At 55.8% G+C, this 19,388-nt stretch carries 11 protein-coding genes; 3 read left to right on the plus strand and 8 right to left on the minus strand.

Going from position 1 to position 19,388, the window contains the following annotated elements; genetic code table 11:
• Positions 1-8 precede the first annotated feature (8 nt).
• The 3 genes from H511_RS0114815 to mads1 are packed head-to-tail and all read right to left on the minus strand — an operon-like array spanning position 9 to position 4,713.
• Entirely contained in the window at positions 9-2,660 is a 2,652-nt protein-coding gene (locus H511_RS0114815) for a DEAD/DEAH box helicase (RefSeq protein ID WP_027253006.1), read from the minus strand.
• A gap of 1 nt (position 2,661) precedes the next feature.
• Complete coding sequence (locus tag H511_RS0114820; RefSeq protein ID WP_027253007.1) at positions 2,662-4,485, minus strand: site-specific DNA-methyltransferase; 1,824 nt, start codon at positions 4,483-4,485, stop codon at positions 2,662-2,664.
• A gap of 54 nt (positions 4,486-4,539) precedes the next feature.
• Positions 4,540-4,713 carry a methylation-associated defense system helix-turn-helix domain-containing protein MAD1 gene (gene mads1, locus H511_RS0114825; RefSeq protein WP_027253008.1) on the minus strand — a complete coding sequence of 58 codons (174 nt, stop codon included), beginning with the start codon at positions 4,711-4,713 and terminating at the stop codon, positions 4,540-4,542.
• 339 nt (positions 4,714-5,052) lie between these two features.
• Here mads1 and H511_RS0114830 point away from each other — a divergent pair, with 339 nt between their 5' ends.
• Both H511_RS0114830 and H511_RS0114835 read left to right on the plus strand, forming a co-directional pair.
• On the plus strand, positions 5,053-5,886 hold the full coding sequence (locus H511_RS0114830) for a siderophore-interacting protein (RefSeq protein ID WP_027253009.1): 834 nt from the start codon (positions 5,053-5,055) through the stop codon (positions 5,884-5,886).
• A gap of 91 nt (positions 5,887-5,977) precedes the next feature.
• Entirely contained in the window at positions 5,978-7,057 is a 1,080-nt protein-coding gene (locus H511_RS0114835; RefSeq protein WP_027253010.1) for a 3-deoxy-7-phosphoheptulonate synthase, read from the plus strand.
• Between the two features lie 152 nt (positions 7,058-7,209).
• Here the strand turns inward: H511_RS0114835 and H511_RS0114840 are convergent, their stop codons facing one another.
• From H511_RS0114840 to H511_RS0114850, 3 genes are read right to left on the minus strand one after another with little or no spacing between them, the layout of a single operon-like run.
• Positions 7,210-8,010: an ABC transporter ATP-binding protein gene (locus tag H511_RS0114840; RefSeq protein WP_027253011.1), complete on the minus strand. Its 801-nt coding sequence runs from the start codon at positions 8,008-8,010 to the stop codon at positions 7,210-7,212.
• On the minus strand, positions 8,010-9,125 hold the full coding sequence (locus H511_RS0114845; RefSeq protein ID WP_248616605.1) for a FecCD family ABC transporter permease: 1,116 nt from the start codon (positions 9,123-9,125) through the stop codon (positions 8,010-8,012). The genes H511_RS0114840 and H511_RS0114845 overlap by 1 nt, the downstream gene beginning before the upstream one ends.
• Before the next feature lie 8 nt (positions 9,126-9,133).
• Positions 9,134-10,144 (minus strand): FecCD family ABC transporter permease, encoded by a 1,011-nt coding sequence (locus tag H511_RS0114850; RefSeq protein ID WP_027253013.1) that lies wholly within the window; start codon positions 10,142-10,144, stop codon positions 9,134-9,136.
• Positions 10,145-10,299: 155 nt separating this feature from the next.
• On the opposite strand from H511_RS0114850, the gene H511_RS0114855 reads away from it, so the two are divergent.
• Positions 10,300-11,232 (plus strand): ABC transporter substrate-binding protein, encoded by a 933-nt coding sequence (locus H511_RS0114855; RefSeq protein ID WP_027253014.1) that lies wholly within the window; start codon positions 10,300-10,302, stop codon positions 11,230-11,232.
• 127 nt (positions 11,233-11,359) lie between these two features.
• Here the strand turns inward: H511_RS0114855 and H511_RS23540 are convergent, their stop codons facing one another.
• Positions 11,360-12,910, minus strand: a complete 1,551-nt coding sequence (locus H511_RS23540; RefSeq protein ID WP_051288226.1) for an amino acid adenylation domain-containing protein — start codon at positions 12,908-12,910, stop codon at positions 11,360-11,362.
• Positions 12,897-19,376, minus strand: coding sequence for a non-ribosomal peptide synthetase (locus H511_RS23545; RefSeq protein ID WP_081669293.1), 6,480 nt, complete (start codon positions 19,374-19,376; stop codon positions 12,897-12,899). The genes H511_RS23540 and H511_RS23545 overlap by 14 nt, the downstream gene beginning before the upstream one ends.
• Between the last annotated feature and the right edge of the window lie 12 nt (positions 19,377-19,388).

Consider the following 19,388-nt stretch of genomic DNA (forward strand, 5'->3'; position numbering starts at 1 on the left):
ATGACTCATTAATTCAATTCGGGCACGATCTCTTGTGACCAACTGTCTTCCATCAGCATTCTGAACGACATGCCACCCGACGCTGCTTCCAACGTAAGCTCGCCAGCATCTACGGCCGTCTTGACGTGTTCAGTTAATAGATCAAATAATCGGCGTTTGTACTCAGTGTCATCGTTCCCTTTTAAATGCTCACCCTTGGTTTCCAGTACAGAGAAGCGGTAACTGCCAGAATCCGGTTGTTCGACGCACACCAACAAGTCAGGGTAAACCTTTTGCTTTTGCCAACCTTGCAGACTGTACTCGCGTTGATTTACTGCAATACGATGCCACCAATACACAGACTCTTGCCTATCCAAATACCAAGCAGTATCACGCTCTAAATTGTTCAGACCATTTTGATAGACCTTTTCGAACAGGCTTTTTTCGAGTTCAGATCCATCTTTGCGGCGAAGCACCTGATCATGCTCACTAACATTAACCTCTAAGGTTTGCGCCAGTTCCCAATTTAGCTTCTTGTTATCTGAAGCGAGTAGGCGCAGGGAAATATCACCGTTGTCCAACTTAGATCTGAAGATTTGCTCCGATAATTGCGCGACCTGTTGTTTAATGTCGCGCTTCATCTCTTTGAGTAGTTCAAGGCGGTTAGTAAACAAGGCCTCCTCAGAAACGCCATTACCACGCAAGATGTCTAACGTGTGCGTTAACACCCGCATGGCTTGCCAGGGGTTTGGAATAACATCGGTGAGCTGCCTTACCATAAACGAGATATCTAGGCCTGCACTGGGGTCAAAATCGATGTTTTCGTGGATCGGATCGGCCAAGTCCAGTTCGCCTTGGTTATCCTTTGACATTTTGTAGTCAATACGGGCAATCGTGCGCTGTAACTTGTCGTCCACTAGCTGGAAGTTCTCAGCGTTCAAATAAGACAGCGATTCCCAATCTAAGTCACCCAGCACATCCCGTTCATAATCAAACAAGCGGAAGCCGTCTTTGTACCCAGCATCACGATGTAAAACCCGAGGCAAGAATATTTTCGGTAGGGTACGAAAACGCTCTCTACGCAATAACGTTTCTTTGCTTACCACTGTAGCGGGCTTATTGGCTTCCGAGGCTTTAACCTGATTCGCCACATCCCCCATACCTTCTTCTTCTAAACCTTGCTTAACACCGGCGACGGCTTCCATCACATCCTGATCAAAGGTATAGACGTAACACTCATCTAAACTTGGTTTTTGTGTTAAGCGAGCATGTGGTTGACGTAGTACCCGGCCAATCATTTGGGTGATTGCCGTTCTGGCGGTCATTTTTGACAACACGGTTAACACATAAGCAAAGGGGCAATCCCAACCTTCACGCAGCGCATCCTTTGTGATGATGTATTTAACGGGGCACATTTCGCTGAGCAAATCATCATCCCCCAACTCGTCTTTGTCAGACGTTTTCAGGCGAATTTCATTTTCATTCACGCCCAATTTTTCCATCAAATACTCACGGGCGTCTTCCGCATGCACAAATGCGGAATCACGCTGGTCTTTACCTGTGCGCTCAACACGAATCAGCATGATGGGGCGAATGTAGCGACCGGTTTCGTTTTGTAGCTGCCCGGCATCCTGTTCAAGTTCAGCCAGTTTAGCGTGCGCAAGCGACAAGGTATGCTTCCACTCACTTTTGTCTTCGTTGATTAAGTTGATGGGTAACTTAATCATTTGCTCATCTTTCAAAGCTTGCCCTGACACATTCACCAGCACATTTGAGTGATGCTTACCGTTTGCGTTCGGCGTGGCAGAGAGCTCTAGAATAAACTTAGGGTTAAATCCACACAGGGTTTCTCTTGCGGTTTCGCTATAGGCTTTATGCCCCTCATCCACAATAATCACTGGACGAACCATACGTAACACATTGCCTAAGCTTTGTTTGACTGACACAGAGCCAGGGGCTATGCCTTCTTGCCAACCGTAATCTGAAAGATCGTTGCAATCTAAATTGCGAATACTGTTCAGAAGCGCCTCATTGGCTGTGGTGTCATCTTCAATGGGGAAGAAGGTGGTAAATCGGCCGCTATCACGGAACATGCGCAAGGTTTCTTTGGATTGACGCGCACTGGATTGTAGCATCAACAGCATAACGCACAGATTTTCGTCGGTATCCCGTTTGGTAAATGCATCGTTCTTTTCGAGCATTTTTACGCGCCCACCCGAAGCACGCTCTAGCATTTGCCGATACGGATGCTCACGATTGGCCAACTGTTTCCAGGTTTGTTTGTAAATTGCATCCGACGGCACCACCCATAGCACCATACCAGTCTGTTGCGTAAACAAATCAGTTTGCAGGCGCTCAACCGCAGCAACGCCAAGTAAGGTTTTACCACCACCCGTCGGCACTTTCAGGCACACATTAGGGATTGGCCGCTCTAAGCCGTCAAATCTTGTGACATAAGGCGCAGGCACCAAGTGACCGCTTTTGTCTTTAAGTAGGTCAATACGGCGCTCCTGTACCAGAGCTTCCCATGTATCTTTGGCGTAATCGGTTAAGCGAGCTTCTTTGCCTTTCATTTTCTGAAAAGCAACAAAGTCTTCCGCATTTTCCTTGGTGTCGGCCAGCTTTTTTAAGTAATAATCCAGCTTATCCAGCACACCATTTTGGTAGTCTTTTAACTCCATGTTACACCCCCATAATGCGATGGATAGCGTAAGGCAACTGGCAAAACTCAATGCGTTTTTCAGTTAAGTCCTTCTGGCTCATAAATTTCGCTACAGCAAATACAATCGTGCGCTTTTTCGTAGCATTGTTTTTTGCAATCGCCTCTACTTTGTCCGCGTTTAATGCCGCTTCATTTGAGCGTAACCATTCGCTATCTGGGCGATAGAACAAATGAATACGGAATAAGTCTGTTTCACCGATAAAACCATCGGCAGAGGCTTTAGCGACATTTTCTAACGACTGACCAGTGGCGGTATAAAACACATAACGCGCGAGCGCGTCGAACGAGGGCATTGCTTCGCCGGTAAGTAAGCTTTCAATTTGAATTGGTTCACCTAAGATACAATAAGTGAAACTGCCGCCAATGCCTGGGGCAAACTCATCCACTTTGCGCTCACCCGTGACAGTAAGCACACCGTCTTTGAGCTCTTTTTTGATTTTGTCGAAATCCTTGCTGTGTTTTGCTTCAACTGTGGCAATTTTTTCCAATAACTCTGCGTGCTTTTTCTCGAAAACCGACCAAGTGATTTTTTCAGAAAGCAGTTCTTGCTTCTGGTTGCCTTTAAAGGGGTAACCATTGATAACACGGCGAACACGCTCAGCTGTTAATGTATCGGCGTACTCTTCGCACTCAACTAAGATAAACTTACGACTGCCATTGTCTTTTTTATTAGCTTCAAGCACTGCATGAGCTGTTGTTCCAGAGCCAGCAAAGGAATCAAGTACTATGGAGTCTTTGTCTGTAGCGATATGAATAATTCGCTCTAGTAATTTTGTTGGCTTAGGAGTAATAAATAGATCACCACCACTAATAGCATTCAGAATCTGAGACAATTCTTGCTTCGAATTTCGCGTACTTCCAACGTCCTTCCAAGGCCATATTGTTTGAGGAACAATGCCATCTTTAACTTCTGAAAAGAAGCGCTTAATGCCTGGGCGGTTATCACCTTTTTCTCCCCACCAAATACGATTATCGGCATCTAACTCATCAAATTTCTTTTTACTTATACGCCAGTAGCTACCGGCCGGAGGACCCGAAATAAGTCGGCCTGAAGGCGTTTTTATTTCATAAAGGCCGTCATTATATGGATTTCGGGCAGCCAAATCGCTTAACAGCCAAGGTCCGCGAGGATCATTATCAGGGTTCTTATATCTGGCGACCATGTCGTCTGATCGGTTCAGCAGATTGGGACGCCAATTATTTGCATCTTTGCCGTATACAAGCACATAGTCATGGTCTTCACTAAAATGAATAGCGGTGTTCTTGGGGCTATCCATTTTGTGCCAAATACATGAAGTTATGAAATTGTGTTCGCCAAAGACTTCATCTAATAACAACTTAAAACGTTGGGCTTCATTGTCATCTAATGTGATCCATATTGTCCCATTTTCGCTGAGTAGCTCTTTTAAAAGATTGATTCTGGGCCACATCATGCAAAGCCATTTGTCATGACGTTCCAAATCTTCTTTATCGACAGGATTGGCTGACTTTTTAAGCCACTCCTGCATCAGAGGTGAGCGCACGTTGTCGTTATAACACCATCCTTCATTACCTGTGTTATACGGCGGGTCGATAAAAATGCAGTCTACTTTACCAGCATGAGTCGGCAGTAGCGCCTTGAGAGCTTCAAGGTTGTCGCCATGAATGATGAGGTTGTCATCCAATGATGCAGCCTTGCCTTCCTGTGGTAACGATTTATCCGCAACCACTTTTAGTTCACGAAACGGCACACTCAGGTGGTGTGAATAAACAAACTGCTTACCTTTAAAATCCAACGTTGGCATAGGTATTCCTTAAATTCTTAATTAATTCTAGTTTTTGATATTGTCAATTCGGCATTAAGTGCGCTTTGCGTGCTCTATCCACTTTTCTAGGTCATCTTTTTTGAAGCGCCAAGAACCACCGACTTTGAAGCCAGGCAACTTACCTTCACTTGCAAGGCGGTATGCCGTTTTTTCAGCCAACTTTAGGTAAGCGGCCACCTCTTTCAAGGTTAAAATTTGTTCTACCATTCAAAGTATTATCTCATGTTGGTTTAATTCACCTAAGTTGATGGTGAGAGAATATGGGAAAATTGGGGAATGAACAATGATCCGGGCAGCAGAGTGAGTACTTCGCTCAACTCTCGACCAGATAGTGTAGTGGCTAGCTAGTCAGTCTTCTCCGTGTTGACCCACAACACTCTCCCAAGAAACCACCGACCACACCAACTTTCGCTAAAGGGAAAGTAGACACAACCATCCTCATTACTCATACCCTTTCAGTTGCTTAGGTGAGCTTTTGCTTTTATCGCTGATGAGTTTATGTATAATCAAACGAGAATAGATATCATTACTGATTAAGGAAACATTATGTCCGTGCCCGACAGCAGGGAAAAACGTCAGCCGGTGTTACTTACGGTGAAATCTGTCCAGGATTTGGGCCCGCGTTATCGGCGTATCACCTTCACATCAACGGCGCTGGCGCACTACCCGCCGTGCAGTAATGGTGCGCACATTAAGATCATGCTGAGCCAGGACGGACAGTCTGAACCTGTGCTGCCGACCATGACGGCAACCGGGCCGAAATGGGAATCACCCGAGGACAAACCGCTGCTGCGCACCTTCTCGGTCCGCGAACTGCGCCGTGAAACCGGTGAAATGGATATCGACTTTGCCCTGCACGGCGATCTGGGTCCGGCGTCGCGGTTTGCGCTCAATGCCCGTCCCGGCGATAAGCTGGGGATTTCACCGCCGGGTGGCCCGTATCCTATGCTCAAACCGGCCTCGCAGTATTATCTGGCCGGAGATCTGACAGCCCTGCCGGCGATCAGTGCGATGCTGGAAGAGATGCCGGCAGACAGCCGCGGCTATGTGGCGATTCAGGTCAGTGATGAGACCGATATTCAGGATCTCCGCTGTCCGGCTGGGGTTGAGGTTCAGTGGTTTATCGGCCAGCCGGATCAGGTGCAGCCGCTGATCGACCAGTTCTGCCAGCAGCTTTTCAGCGCCGAAATGACTGCCAAACAGATTGCCGACAGCTATTTCTGGCTCGGCGGTGAAGAGCAGATTGTCGTTGGCCTGCGCCGCTTTATTCGCCGCGAACTGAATGTCGAGCGTACTCAGGTCTATGCCATCCCGTACTGGCGCTTTGGTACTGATGAAGACAGCTATCACACCAGTCGTCACCAGGCTGTTGATAATTAATAATAATCCAGACCGAACCGGCATTTGCCTGTATGGGCACTTTGAAGCACAAGAGTGATGTCATCTCCCGATGACAACAAAGGAAACAACAATGGCTATTGACCCTTCAGTGATCCGCGCCCATTCATGGCAGGCACTACCCACACCGGCGGCACTGGCAACAGCGATCCCCTGCCCGGCCGCACTGAGCGAGCATATTGCACACTCGCGCAGCACCATCAGAGATATTTTACACGGCCAGGACGACAGGCTGCTGGTCGTCATCGGCCCGTGTTCGATTCATGATCCGGACGCGGCCATAGAATATGCCGAACAACTGGCCCGATACGCCGAGCGCTATCAGGATCAGCTGGTGGTGGTAATGCGCACCTATTTTGAAAAGCCGCGCACCACAGTCGGCTGGAAAGGCATGCTGTTTGACCCGGATCTGGACGGCAGCGATCAGATAGGCAAAGGCCTGCAGCAGGCCAGAGAGTTGCTGATCCGCATTAACGCACTGGGTCTGCCTGCCGCGACAGAATTTCTTGATACCACCAGTTTCACTTACCTGGCCGATCTGATGAGCTGGGGCGCCATCGGTGCCAGAACTACTGAGTCGCAGCCGCACCGTCAGCAGACTTCCGGCCTGCCGTGCCCGGTCGGGTTTAAAAACGGCACCGACGGTAATGTCAGTGTGGCGATGGATGCCATCATTGCCAGCCGCCACCCGCACCTGTACACCACCACAGGTCAGGACGGGCAGCTTTATGCCGTTAACAGTGCAGGTAATCCGGACTGCCACCTGATCCTGCGTGGCGGTAAAGCGCCGAACTACAGCGAAGCAGATATTCACCATGCCCTGCAGCAGCTGGAGGCCAAAGGGATCACCACTGGGGTGATGGTCGACTGCAGCCATGGCAACAGCCTGAAGCAATTCCGGCGCCAGCTGCTGGTGGCCGAAGAGCTGTGCCGCCAGATTGGCAACGGCAATCATGCCATCACCGCCATCATGGCCGAGAGCTTTCTGGTGGAAGGTCGGCAGGATATCTCGGATGACATGACCTATGGTCAGTCCATCACCGATGCCTGTCTCGGCTGGGACGATACCGAAGCCCTGCTGTCGATGCTGGCCGGCGCTGTCGAAGAGCGCCGTCAGGGACATCAGACCCGGTTAGCGGCCAATGAAGGGTAAATCTGAACAGTCACATCCGCTACAGGCGGTGGTTTGAAGGTGACAGCAAAAAGCCAGCCGTTTCAGGCTGGCTTCTTTTTAGACTGCGCAACTTTTTAGACTGCGCACCTCTTGGGACTGCGTAACTATTTTGACTGTGCAGCAGGCTGATGCTAGCCCGCGATCTGCTGCCAGTCTGCCTGACGGCGCGGCACAATCACAGGCGCATCATCAAACGGCGCTTTGAGAATATCGACATGGGTATTGTACAGCTTGTCGATCATCGGCTTGGTAATCACCTCGGCCACCGGCCCCGCCGCTACTACGCCCTGCTCACCAATCGCCACCAGTTCATCACAGTAACGCGCGGCCGCGGCCAGATCGTGTATCACCAGCACCACGGTTTTGCCCATTGCCACCATCTGGCTGATGCTTTCCATCACTTCGATCTGATGGCCGATATCCAGCGCGCTGGTCGGCTCATCCAACAGGATCACATCGGTATCCTGCGCCAGGATCATCGCCAGCCAGGCACGCTGACGCTGACCGCCGGACAAACTGGCCACAGGTTGCTGCAGCAAATCGCCCAGCTTCATCCACTGAATGGCTTTGGCGACCTGAGCGGCATCGTCGTCACTCCACTGGCTGAACCAGCCCTGATGGGGATGACGACCGTACTGCACCAGTTGTTCCACCGTGATCCCGGCCGGGCTGATCGGCTGCTGCGGCAGGAAAGCCAGCGCTCTGGCCAGCGCTTTCATGGAGTAGTCCGCCAGCGATGTGCCGTTGAGGGTGATCTCGCCCTGCTGCGGGGCCAGCTGCTTGGCCATCATCTTGAGCAGCGTCGATTTACCGCCGCCGTTCGGGCCGACTATGCCAACCAGCTTACCTTTGCCGAGACCAAATGAGACATCCCTGAGGACGGTCTTGCTCTCGTAGGAAAACCCTACGCCTGTCATCGATAACGCTGTCATTAGTCTGCCTGTCCTTTATCTCGCAGTAGAAATATAAATAGCATGATGCCACCCAGAATGCGGGTCATGATCCCGGTGGCCACTTCGTGGGGATCGGCCAGTACCCGTACCAGAGTATCACTCAGCAAAAGTAACAGCGCCCCCAGCATGGCGGCGGTCCACAGTGGCACAATACGTCCCCGCAGCAGGAAAGTCGCAATAATGGGAGCCGCCATGGCGATAAACACCACAGGGCCGCCAATGGCCGTGCCCAGCGCGGCAATCAAAATTGCCAGCATCAGAATCGCCACCTGCACCCGGCTGACGTTGACGCCCAGGCTCTGGGCGGTCGGCAGCCCCAGCCTCAGCACATCCAGCTGGCGGGAGAAGTAAATCACCGCCGGACTGAGTAACAGCAGCAACCCGGCCACCGGCAGACTGACGCTGTAGCCCTGACCGACAAAGTTACCCATGGTCCAGAAATACACGCTGCTGACATGAACAATGGATTCGGTCGACATCAGAAACTCGCCCACCGCGCGCATCAGCTCCGACACCCCGATACCTATCACCACAAACAGATAGCCCTGCTCGCCGGGATTGCGGCACAGCATATACAGCATCACAGCCGCCACCACCGCGCCCAGCGGCGCCGCCCACCAGGGCCAGGAACCCAGCGTGAGGTATAAGGTAAAAAAGGTGATAGCCAGCGTGGCCCCTTCATTGACCCCCACCATATCCGGGGTCGCCAGCCGGTTGCGCACCAGCGTCTGGATCATACACCCCGACAGCCCCATCGCCGCACCTGCGACCAACACGGCTACCACCCGGGGCAGACGAATTTTAAACACCATGATCTCGACCATCCGGGTCGATTCACCAAACAAAGCTTTGAGTGCCAGCCAGGGCGTCAGTTTGGCCGAGCCGATACTGACCGCCAGCAGGCTCATCGCCACCAGCGCCAGCATCAGCAGCGCGCCTAACAGCACAGCCCGGCGCTCCACCAGCAAAGTCTTGTTGCCGAACTGCCACAACCACTTGCCGTACGGGATATGCCGTGCCGGTTGGGCTGAGGGTAACGAGGCTGCTGGTCGCTCACTGGCAGCCATGTGCTGCGACATACTTTTGTCCATCATTCAGGCTCCTACTTCACCGCCAGCAGCGAGCGGAAACCGCCACGCCGGACCACGCCAATCAGCACAGGCGCCCCTATCATGGCCAGCAATACCCCGTTGGGCATTTCATAAGGCTGGATCATCCAGCGGGCCAGAATATCGGCGATCAGAATAAAACAGACGCCGAACAGCGCCGAAAATATGACCTGCAGAGACAGCCGTACCGGCTCGACCATACGGGCGCAATAGGCTGCCAGGAAACCGACAAAACTGATCGGCCCGGCAACAGAAATGGCACAGGCAGTAAACAGGGTCGAGGCCAGCAGCACGCCGATGCGCACCCAGTGGGTATTAATGCCAAGCGAGCGGGCCTGCTGCTCCCCGAGCTGCATCATGGTGAGCTGGCGGGCCAGCAGGAAGGTCAGCACTATGGCAGCCAGCATAAAGGGCGATATCAGCGCCATCGCCGTCATATCGGCCGCCGCCAGCGAACCCAGGTTCCAGAAGCGGAACTGATCCAACACCACCTGGTTCGACAGCAAAATATAATTGGATAAACCGCCGAAGGTCGCGTTCATCGCTACCCCGACCAGAATCAGTTTGAGCGGACTGGACTTGCCCATCACATGGCCGACCAGCAGTACCACAATATTCCCGGCCAGCGCGCCCAGTCCGGACCAGACCAGATAGCCCTGGGCGGATTCGACGCCAAAATAGGTCAGGCCGGTGACCAGCCCCAGCACCGCACCGGCATTAACGCCCAGCAAGCCCGGCTCGGCCAGCGGGTTACGGGTGGCACTTTGTAATAAGGAAGCGGCCAGTGACAAACTGACACCGACCATCAGGGCGCACAGGGTGCGCGGCAAGCGCAGGGTATCCATCACCATGGTCATGTGTTCTGACGGAACAATGGCAGAGAAATAGTAGGCCAGCGCTTCTGCTGCACCGTACTCCCCGGCACCGACCGACATAGACATCACAGAAAAAAAACAGACACTGAACACGCCTGCTCCCAACCAGACGAGGTGAAGTTTCGACACGCTTGCAACTCCATGTATAACAACGAAGCTGAGCATGATATCAACCCGTCATTTCTGAGAACAGCATTAAATAAAAATAGTTCTCAATATCTTTATTAAGTACAATCCGGATAGATTTCTTCAATTCATTGAGATGCATAATAAGGAGCGTTATTTTGCTACGAAGCCTTTTTACGGCCCTGGCCCTGTTCTGCATGGCAAGCCAAGCCAGTGCTGCCGATACCCGCACCATAGAAGATGCCCTGGGTGAGAAAGTCACCGTCCCCGCACACCCGAAACGCGTGATTACCCTCAGCGAGATCGATCTGGATACTGCGCTGGCGCTGGGCATGACCCCGATCGGCACAGTCAATGGCCGCGGCCAGCAAACCCTGCCCCGTTATCTGACCCCGGCCATTAACGGCGATATTCAGGTCGTCGGCGATCTGTCCCGCCCGAATCTGGAAACCATTCTCGAGCTGGAACCGGATCTGATCCTGACCGCGCCCAATCGCCCGGAAGTGATTGAACTGCTGAGTGAAATCGCCCCGACTGTGGTCACCTTCAACTACGGCGAAAACTGGAAAAGTGTGTTCAAACGCACCGCCAATATCCTGAACCGTCAGGCCGATGCCGATGCCTTTATGGCGCGTTATCAGGCCCATGCAGAACAAACCAAGCAGGCGATTGGTGACAAGCTGGGCCAGACCATCAGCGTGGTGCGCTGGAACCCGAAAGGCCCGGCTTACATGTTCCGTGACTCCTTTGCCAGCCAGGTGATCGCCGATGTCGGCATGAAGCGCCCGGCCAATCAGCAGGATCCGGGCCATACCCACTCCATGTCGCTGAGTCTGGAAGCTCTGGCGGTGCTGGACGGCGACTGGATGGTGATCGGCACCCTCAGCACCTCAGGGGAAGCGGTTGAAGCCATGAAGCAGGCCGAGAACACCCCGGCATTTCGCCAGCTGAGCGCCATTGAATCCGGCCGATTCGCCCCGGTTGACGGCTCGCTGTGGACCTCAGTCGGCGGCCCGCTGGCGGCGCTGAAAGTGATGGATGATATCGCCAGACTGGTTAATACCCCGGATGCTCAGCCGCTGACGCAGTAAGCGCTCACAGAGCCAGCGCTGTCATAAACAGCGCAGCCAATAAAAACGGCTTCTATAAAAAGTTCAGCGATAAAAAAAACCGCCTGACGTCAATCAGGCGGTTTTTTCGTTGTGGCAACAGACCGGACTAACCGGCAGCGAGCTGCTTGCGATCCACTTTTCCGCTGGCGGTTGTCGGCAGGCGGGCCAGCCAGACAAAACGCCCCGGAATCATATAACCGGGCAGATGGGCCGCAAGCGCCTTGCGCAGTTGCAGGCGGGTCATCTCAGACGAAGTGGCTTCGCTGCGCTCCCCCTGTTCCAGATACGCGACCAGCATGGCCTGCTCGCCTTCTCCTTCCAGTGTGACCGCGGCATCCCTGACGGCGGCTAACCCGCGCAGGCGCGCTTCAATTTCTCCCAGCTCGATCCGGTAGCCTCGCAGTTTGACCTGACCGTCCAGGCGGCCAAAATACTGATAGCGGTCATCCGCCAGCCGCCGGACGTGATCACCGGTGCGGTAATAGCGCAGGCCGTCACTGCGGGTGATGAACTGGCGTTCAGTCAGATCCACTCTTTGCCAGTAGCCGTCACTGAGCGCATCGCCGTAAATACACAGTTCCCCTTCCTGGCCCACAGCAACCGGCTGATCATTGTCATCCAGCACCAGATGCCCATAACCGGCCAGGCTGCAGCCGATGGTGACCGGCTGATCCGGCTGCACCTCAGCCATCAGTGACCAGACAGTCGCTTCCGTCGGGCCATAGCAGTTCCACAGCACCGCGCAGCGCGATAACAACTGCTGCGCCAGTCCGCGATCCAGCGCTTCACCGCCTGTCAGTGCGGTCAGCCCGGTCTGGCCCTGCCAGCCGGTATTGACCAGCATCCGCCAGAAAGTCGGCGTGGCCTGAAGGGTATTGACCAAGGGATAGCGCGCTAAGATGGCGGCAACGGCATGGGGATCTTTATGCTCTTCGCTGCTGGTCAGCCGCAAACGTCCGCCCACCAGTAAAGGCGCAAAAATCTCCAGCATCGAGATATCAAAGGCGATCGTGGTGATCAGCAGCCAGTGGCAACCGGCGTCCAGATTCAGCCTGGCTACCGCCGCACAAAGAAAAGTCGACAGCGCCTGATGGCTGATCACTACCCCTTTCGGCTTGCCGGTCGAGCCTGAGGTGAACATCATGTAGGCCGTGGTGTGCGGATGCAGCGAAAGCGTACTCATTGGCGCTGCATTGCCTGCTTGCGGCTGATCGGCGCCTTCAGGTTCCACAGACAGCACCGGGCAGCAAAAACCGATTGGTGCGGAGTCATCCCTGCCCGTCTCCAGCACCGCATCCAACTGCGCTTCATCAGCAATGTCTCTCAGCCGTCCGGCCGGAAACAACGGATCGAGCGGCACAAACGCCACGCCGGAAAACAGGCAGGCCAGCAAGGTTGCGATCAGTGCCGGTGAGCGCTCGACATGAATCCCCACCCGATTGCCCGGCTGCAGCCCCGCCTGATTCATCTGCTGCTGAACCCGGCTGACTGCTGCCAGCAATTGACGATAGCTGATGTATTGCTCACCAAAGTCGATCGCCACCCGACCGGATTCGGCCGCCCCGATCAGGGCGGCCTCCAGCATAGGCGCTAAGTCCGGCGCAGTCTCTGCCCGGAACTTAGCCCGGAGCTTAGCCCGATGATTAGTTGCTGACATCCGCCACCTCCTGCTCGGACTGCTGGTCCAGCGGCTCTGAACTGACAGCACTCAGTGCCCGGCACATCGCATCCGGTGTGGCATGCTGATACAGAAAGGCTAAGGTCACAGGCTGCGTGACGCCTACCGCCGACACATCATGCATATTCAGCGCATGATTCAGGCGCTGTACCAGCGTAATGGCCGCCAGAGAATCTATCCCCAGCGCGCACCAAGGCTGATGCCAGGTGTCATGATCCGGCGTCACTGGCAGCGGGATACTCTGTTGCCAGACTTCACTGACCAGCTCAGCCATTTCAGTTGCAATCACGCCCCGCTCAGGGTGATCTTGCACAGGCCGGACTTTCGCCTCCTGATACGGCTGGGTCTGAGTCGCTCCTTCGAACGGCATCAGCGGCAATACCTGCTGAGGATCGGCGGCGATCACCTGCAGCAGTTCCTCCTGCCACATCATCAGCACCTCACTGGCACGGGACGGATCGACCTGCGCGCCATCAAATTCAAAGCGCAGCGACAGCTGACCGCCCACTTCATTGACCACCAGACTGAGCGGGATCTCCACTTTTTCAAACGCCGGGCCAAACTCCGGACGCAGTCGCCCGTCGGCCGTCTCGCTCTGGCGATTGGCATCCGCCTCGGCGCGCGGGTAGTTCTCATAGACAAACACGCTGTCAAACAGGCGGCCCCGTCCGGCCTGCAACGCCATCAGCGACTGAGTCGCATGCTGGTTCAGCGCCATGGCCTCGCCCTGCAGCCCGAGCAGTTGCTCGGCCAGCGACGCCTCATTCTGCCAGTGGATGATCAGCGGCAAGGTGTTGATATACAGCCCGACACTGGCGGCAATACCGGCCACAGGTGCATCACGCCCCGGCACCACGTTACCGACAATCGTGGTTGCCTTACCGGCGGGCAGGCTGCTTAAGCGGGCAACCAGACGGTGCCAGGCAAACTGCGCCACCGTACTGTGGGTCACACCGACCTGACGCGCAAAGTGCTGCAGCGTCGCCTGAGCTTGCGCGCTCAGTACCGTTTTCACGATTTCAGGCTGCTGCTGCAGCGGTGATGAAGCGAAATCCGGCCCGAACAGCACAGTTAAATCGTCGGCCTGAACGTTTGTCAGCGCTTTGCCTGCCCAGAAGGCAGCAGTTTCAGGCTGGCTGCTGGCGGCATAACCGGCATGGGCCAGATAGGCCTGATCAACCGGCAGCAAGGCGGCCCGATCGTCGCTATTATGATCTGCCAGCGCCTCATAGGCCTGATGCAGCGCCGCAAACAGGCGCGGACCGCTCCAGCCGTCAATCACAGCATGGTGACAGCTGAAGATCACCCGAACATCCTCGTCGGCCAGACGGAAGCAGCGCACGCGCAGTAAAGCATCGCCATCGAGCGCTATACCGCGCTGCCGATCATACTGGCAGTATTCGGCGATCAGCGCCTCGGCATCGTCCTCGCCGGTCAGATCCACCACCTCAAACGGCAGTACCAGCTGGCGCTGTACCACCTGGATCAGCTGATTACCGGCACGATAAGGGCCGCTCAGCACAGTGCGCAAAGCCGGGTAAGCGGCCACAACCGCTTGCCATGCCTGCTGGTAACGCGCCAGATCCAGCGGCTGACGGTAGCGGATCGGCGTCTGCAGCAGATAGGCTTCATCGTCCGGGCAACGCTGCTGATGGGCAAACATGCTTTGCTGCAGCGACGAGGCCGGCAGCAGCGCTTCAATCTCAAACCGCTCGCTCAGCCTGTCCAGCTCCGGCTGCGTCAGGTTCACCAGCGGATAATCCGATGGCGTCGACTGCCGTCCGTGCGATTCAGCCTGCTGCTCACAGTAGTGGATCAGCGTCAGCAGGTTGGCTTTGAACGCCGTCATGAACTGCTCGCTCAATGCCTGATCCAGCACCCCGACCTGACGCAGCGTCAGCTGGCCGTCGTAGATCCCGCCATGCAGACTGAGCAGCTCCGCGCCCGGGTTCAGCGGCGAAGCGGTCTGCCCCGGAATCACAGGCAAAGGATGCCACAGTTCGGCCTGCTGACCCTGCTTCTGGGTCTGACGGCCGAGATAGTTAAAGACAACCGGCGAGAAGGTCAGTTGCTCACCCTGAGGGTGATAGCAGCGCAGGGCATTGAAACCAACACCGTTATCCGGGATCTGACGCAGGGCTTCTTTGGCTTGTTTGATGGTCTCTGCCAGTGACGGCTGCACAGCGACAGTGCATGGATAGGTACTGGTAAACCAGCCCACGGTGCGACTGACATCCAGCTGTTCGCCAATCTCTTCCCGGCCATGGCCTTCGAGCATCACGGTTGACTGCTCACCCCAGCCCAGCGCCTTGAGCGTCACGCTCAGGGCCGACAGCAGCAGGTCACGCACCTCAGTGCTGAAGGCGGTATTGGCCGGACCCACCAGACGGTCGGTCTGTGCCTGATCCAGCTGCAGCATGGCCTGACTCGGAATGACGTTACCGTCTTTGTCTGTATTGCGGGTGGCAGGCAGCGCACTGCCAGCGCCATTACGGGCGCTCTCGAGCTGACTGTACCAGTAGTCAAACTGCGCCGGATGATTATCGGCATAGTCCTTCAGCGCCTCGCCCCACTGACGGTAACTGGAGGTTTTATCTGCCAGCGGCAGCCCTTGCGACAGCCGCTGCAGATCGTCAGCCAGGATCCGCCAGGACACCGCATCCACCACCCAGTGGTGCAATGCCACAAACAGACCGGTCTGAGACGCCGCGCCCTCTTCACCCGGCAGATGACGGATCCGCGCCCAGGCCATGACCGGCCCGTGCTCGAGATCAAACTGCGACTGCAGCGCGGTCAGGGCATCATAAAGCTCATCTTGCGTCATGGCGGCCGCATCCAGCTCTGTCAGCTCAGGCACAGTGACAGAGGCCTGATAACGCTGACGGCGCACGCCATCCTCTTCCGTGACCCGCAGACGCAGGGCGTCATGATGGGCCAGCAAGCGGCTCATAATGTCCGTCAGGCGGGCCGTATCCAGATCCGGAATCGCCAGCACCACCGCCTGATTCCAGTGCGCCGGGCGGGCGAAAGGCTGGGCATCGAACCAGCGCTGGATCGGATGCAAATCAAAGGTGCCGGACAACTGGCCCTGCTCAGCATCGACCGCCCGCTCCGTCTCAGCATGCGCAGCCAGGGTGCGGCACAGTTTACGTACCGTCTTGGCTTCAAACACATCTTTGACGGTACAGGCAAAACCGGCATCACGCAGACGGGTGTTGAGCTGGATACTCAGGATTGAGTCGCCACCGAGGCGGAAGAAATCATCTTCCACGCCCAGCTCGGTATTGAGCACCTCGCGCCAGATCGCCAGCACCTGGGCTTCCGTCTCCGTTTCCGGCTGAGCACCTTCCCCCGTCACCCGCTGACGGGCCGGCAGGCGGCTGATATCCAGCTTACCGTTGACGGTCAGCGGCAGCTCATCGAGCACAATCAGCTCTGCCGGCACCATGTATTCCGGCAGAATGCGGGCCGCGGCGGACAAAATCTGGCCCGGCTCCGGCTGCTGCTGAGCCACCACAGATGAGGTTTCCGCGGTGGCATAAGCCACCAGCTGACGCTGTGCCCCTTCTCCGGCGACGATCACCCGCACCTGATGCAGCTGCGGCGCCACTTTGGCAATCTGGCTTTCAATCTCGGCCAGCTCAATCCGGTAACCGCGCAGTTTGACCTGCTGATCCATCCGTCCCAGGTATTCCACCTCGCCGTTATTGAGCCAGCGCGCCTTATCACCGGTGCGATAACAGCGCACGCTCTGCCCGGCAATTTCCAGCGTCACAAAGACGCTGGCCGTCAGCTCGGGCTGGTTCAGGTAGCCCCGGGCCAGACCCAGACCAGCCAGACACAGCTCACCCGCAACCCCCACAGGGCACAGCTGGCCCTGCGCATCGAGGATCAGCGCCTGGGTATTATCGACCGGATGGCCGATGGTCACCGGTTCACCCGGTTGCAGTTCTTTGACCAGCGCAGTGACGGTAAATTCAGTCGGGCCATACATATTGAGCAGACGCAATCTGCCCTGCCAGCTGGCTGCCAGGGTGGCCGGGCACGCTTCGCCGCCAAACGCGACTGTGTTGAGCGAGCTCAGCGGTCGCGGTGCCATAGCGGCAAACAGCGCAGTCGAGCTGATCATATGCGTGGCGCCGTGCGCCTCGGCCTGATCGAGCAAAGTGTCATCCGGCTCGCCGAGCACCAGCTGCGATCCGGCAAACAAGGGCAGAATGGCTGTCATGTTACCGGCATCAAAAGCCAGCGACATAGGGTTAAACATCACGCTGTCTGCGCTCAGCGCCAAGCGGGCAGTATGGTCGGTCAGCACATTAACAAACGCGCCGTGCTCGACTTCCACCCCTTTCGGCAGACCGGTCGAGCCCGAGGTATAAATCACATAGGCCAGATCGTCCGCGCTGACCGTCACGGCAGGCGGGGTCTCGGGCAGCAATGACAGCTGCTCAGCCATGAAAGTCTCTGTGACATTAATCACTTTGCCCCCTGTCAGCGCGCCATGGGACTCAGCAAACTGCGCGTCCGGGGCAATGATCAGGGTCAGTTGCGCGTCATCGACCAAGTGCTGCAGCCTGGCAGTCGGATAGGCAGGATCGAGCGGGACATAGCTCATACCGGCTTTCCAGGCCGCCAGTGCCGCCACCGCATACTGAGTGGTCCGGCTGGCGACCACGCCAATTTTGTGCTCCGCGGGCTGAGGTTCGCTGTGCGACTGCTGAGTCAGTAAATAATGCGCCAGCCGGTTCGCCGCCTGCTCCAGCTCCTGATAGCTCAGGGTCCGGTCGAATCCGGTCACGGCCGGCTGAGCCGGACACTCTGCCGCATGACGGCTCACCTGCTGATGGATCAGCAGCGGGGCATCGGCGCGGGCCGGCAAACCTGCCAGTGCCTGAGCGATGCTGGCCTGATGCGCTTCATCCACCACAGGCAACTGCATCACATTGGCGAGAGGCGCGGCCAGAATGCCGTCCAGCAATTTCAGGAACATGTCTGCAAAGCGGGCCACGGTCTGGTGTTCAAACACCCCTTTGCTGTAGAGCCATTCCAGCCGGACGCCGTCCACCAGCTCGGTGACTTTCAGCGACAGGTCGGTTTTTGCCGGCAGTACCGGCGAGGGCTCTTCCACCGCGCCACAGCCGGGGATCAGATCGTTAAAATCTACCTTGGCCTGATAGACCAGCATGATCTGGAAGATCGGGTTCAGGGCTGTGGTCCGATCGGCCCCGATCGCTTCGCTCAGCGATTCAAAGCGGAACAGCTGATGATCAAACGCCGCCAGATCCTGCTCACGGCAGTAACGCAGATAGTCGGCAAAGCTCAGGTGCTCATCAAGCTGAGTGCGCAGCACTATGGTATTGACGAAAAAGCCCACCACATCTTCGATATCGGCGCGCTCACGGTAGGCCAGCGGTGTCCCGATCACCACGTCGTTATCGCCGCCCAGACGGGCCATCAGCAGCGAGAACACCGCATGCAGGCCGATAAAATAAGAGCAGCTGTTCTGCTGACACAAACGCTGGAACTGCTGCCACTTCGGCAGGGAGATGGCAGAGAACACCAGCGCACCGTCATTGTTGTGGCTGGCCGGACGCGGTTTATCCAGCGGCAGCGCATGCACTTCCGGGATGCCTTTCAGGCGCTCAACCCAGAACGGACGAAACTCTTCATGATAGTCACGAAAAGCCGGGGAGTTGAGCCAGTGGGCGTAATCGATATAGTTGACGGCTGTCGGTTTCACCGGCTGCTGCTGATTATTCTGATAGGCCAGAAACGCCTGCTTGAAATCGGCAAACATGTTTTTTACCGACCAGCCATCTGAAATAATGTGATGCTGGGTCAGCATCAGCAGATGCTCTTCCTCTCCCAGCCTGACCAGTTCAACCCGGGTCAGCCCGCCCTGTTCCAGATCAAACGGCCGGTAAATGTCTTCCTCGACCATTTTCAGCAGTGCCTGCTCGCGCGCGGCTTTGTCGAGATGGGACAAGTCATGGTGCACAACCGTCAGCCCGGTCTGCGGCGCAATATGCTGCTCGCCTTTGCCCTGGCTGTTGCGCAGAAAGCGGGTTCGCAGGCTGGCATGTTTTTGCGCCAGTGCCGAGAAAGCGTATTCCAGCGCGCCGACATCCAGCTTGCCGGTCAGACGAAAATGCACCGGCATGTTGTACAAATGCGAGTTGTCTTCGTATTGCTCAATGAACCACAGGCCGCTTTGCGAGAAAGAAAGCGGCCCGGAGGCCGCCTGTTGTACCGGAATGGGTTGCTCATAGGCCTGACGGGCGCTCAGGCAACGGATGATGGCGTCTTTGTTGTCGCGGATCTGCTGTCCGATTTCCGGCGTCAGTGCCTGCTTGCTGCACTGAGAAATCAGCTGACCTTTCTCGTTCAGTGCCAGCCGGACGCCTTTGCGCTCAAGATCCGCCAAAAATGAAATCATGTCTGTCATTGTGTTTTCCTG

Origin of the sequence: Photobacterium halotolerans DSM 18316 (assembly GCF_000425165.1) — a bacterium.
In the GTDB taxonomy this organism is placed as follows: domain Bacteria; phylum Pseudomonadota; class Gammaproteobacteria; order Enterobacterales; family Vibrionaceae; genus Photobacterium; species Photobacterium halotolerans.

What these genes read in the sequence shown, in the direction of transcription:
- H511_RS0114835 (WP_027253010.1), top strand. Translation starts at nt 5,978, where the DNA reads ATGGCTATTGACCCTTCAGTGATCCGCGCCCATTCATGGCAGGCACTA.
- H511_RS0114840 (WP_027253011.1), bottom strand. Translation starts at nt 8,010, where the DNA reads ATGACAGCGTTATCGATGACAGGCGTAGGGTTTTCCTACGAGAGCAAG.
- H511_RS0114830 (WP_027253009.1), top strand. Translation starts at nt 5,053, where the DNA reads ATGTCCGTGCCCGACAGCAGGGAAAAACGTCAGCCGGTGTTACTTACG.
- H511_RS23540 (WP_051288226.1), bottom strand. Translation starts at nt 12,910, where the DNA reads ATGTCAGCAACTAATCATCGGGCTAAGCTCCGGGCTAAGTTCCGGGCA.
- H511_RS0114815 (WP_027253006.1), bottom strand. Translation starts at nt 2,660, where the DNA reads ATGGAGTTAAAAGACTACCAAAATGGTGTGCTGGATAAGCTGGATTAT.
- H511_RS23545 (WP_081669293.1), bottom strand. Translation starts at nt 19,376, where the DNA reads ATGACAGACATGATTTCATTTTTGGCGGATCTTGAGCGCAAAGGCGTC.
- mads1 (WP_027253008.1), bottom strand. Translation starts at nt 4,713, where the DNA reads ATGGTAGAACAAATTTTAACCTTGAAAGAGGTGGCCGCTTACCTAAAG.
- H511_RS0114820 (WP_027253007.1), bottom strand. Translation starts at nt 4,485, where the DNA reads ATGCCAACGTTGGATTTTAAAGGTAAGCAGTTTGTTTATTCACACCAC.
- H511_RS0114845 (WP_248616605.1), bottom strand. Translation starts at nt 9,125, where the DNA reads ATGATGGACAAAAGTATGTCGCAGCACATGGCTGCCAGTGAGCGACCA.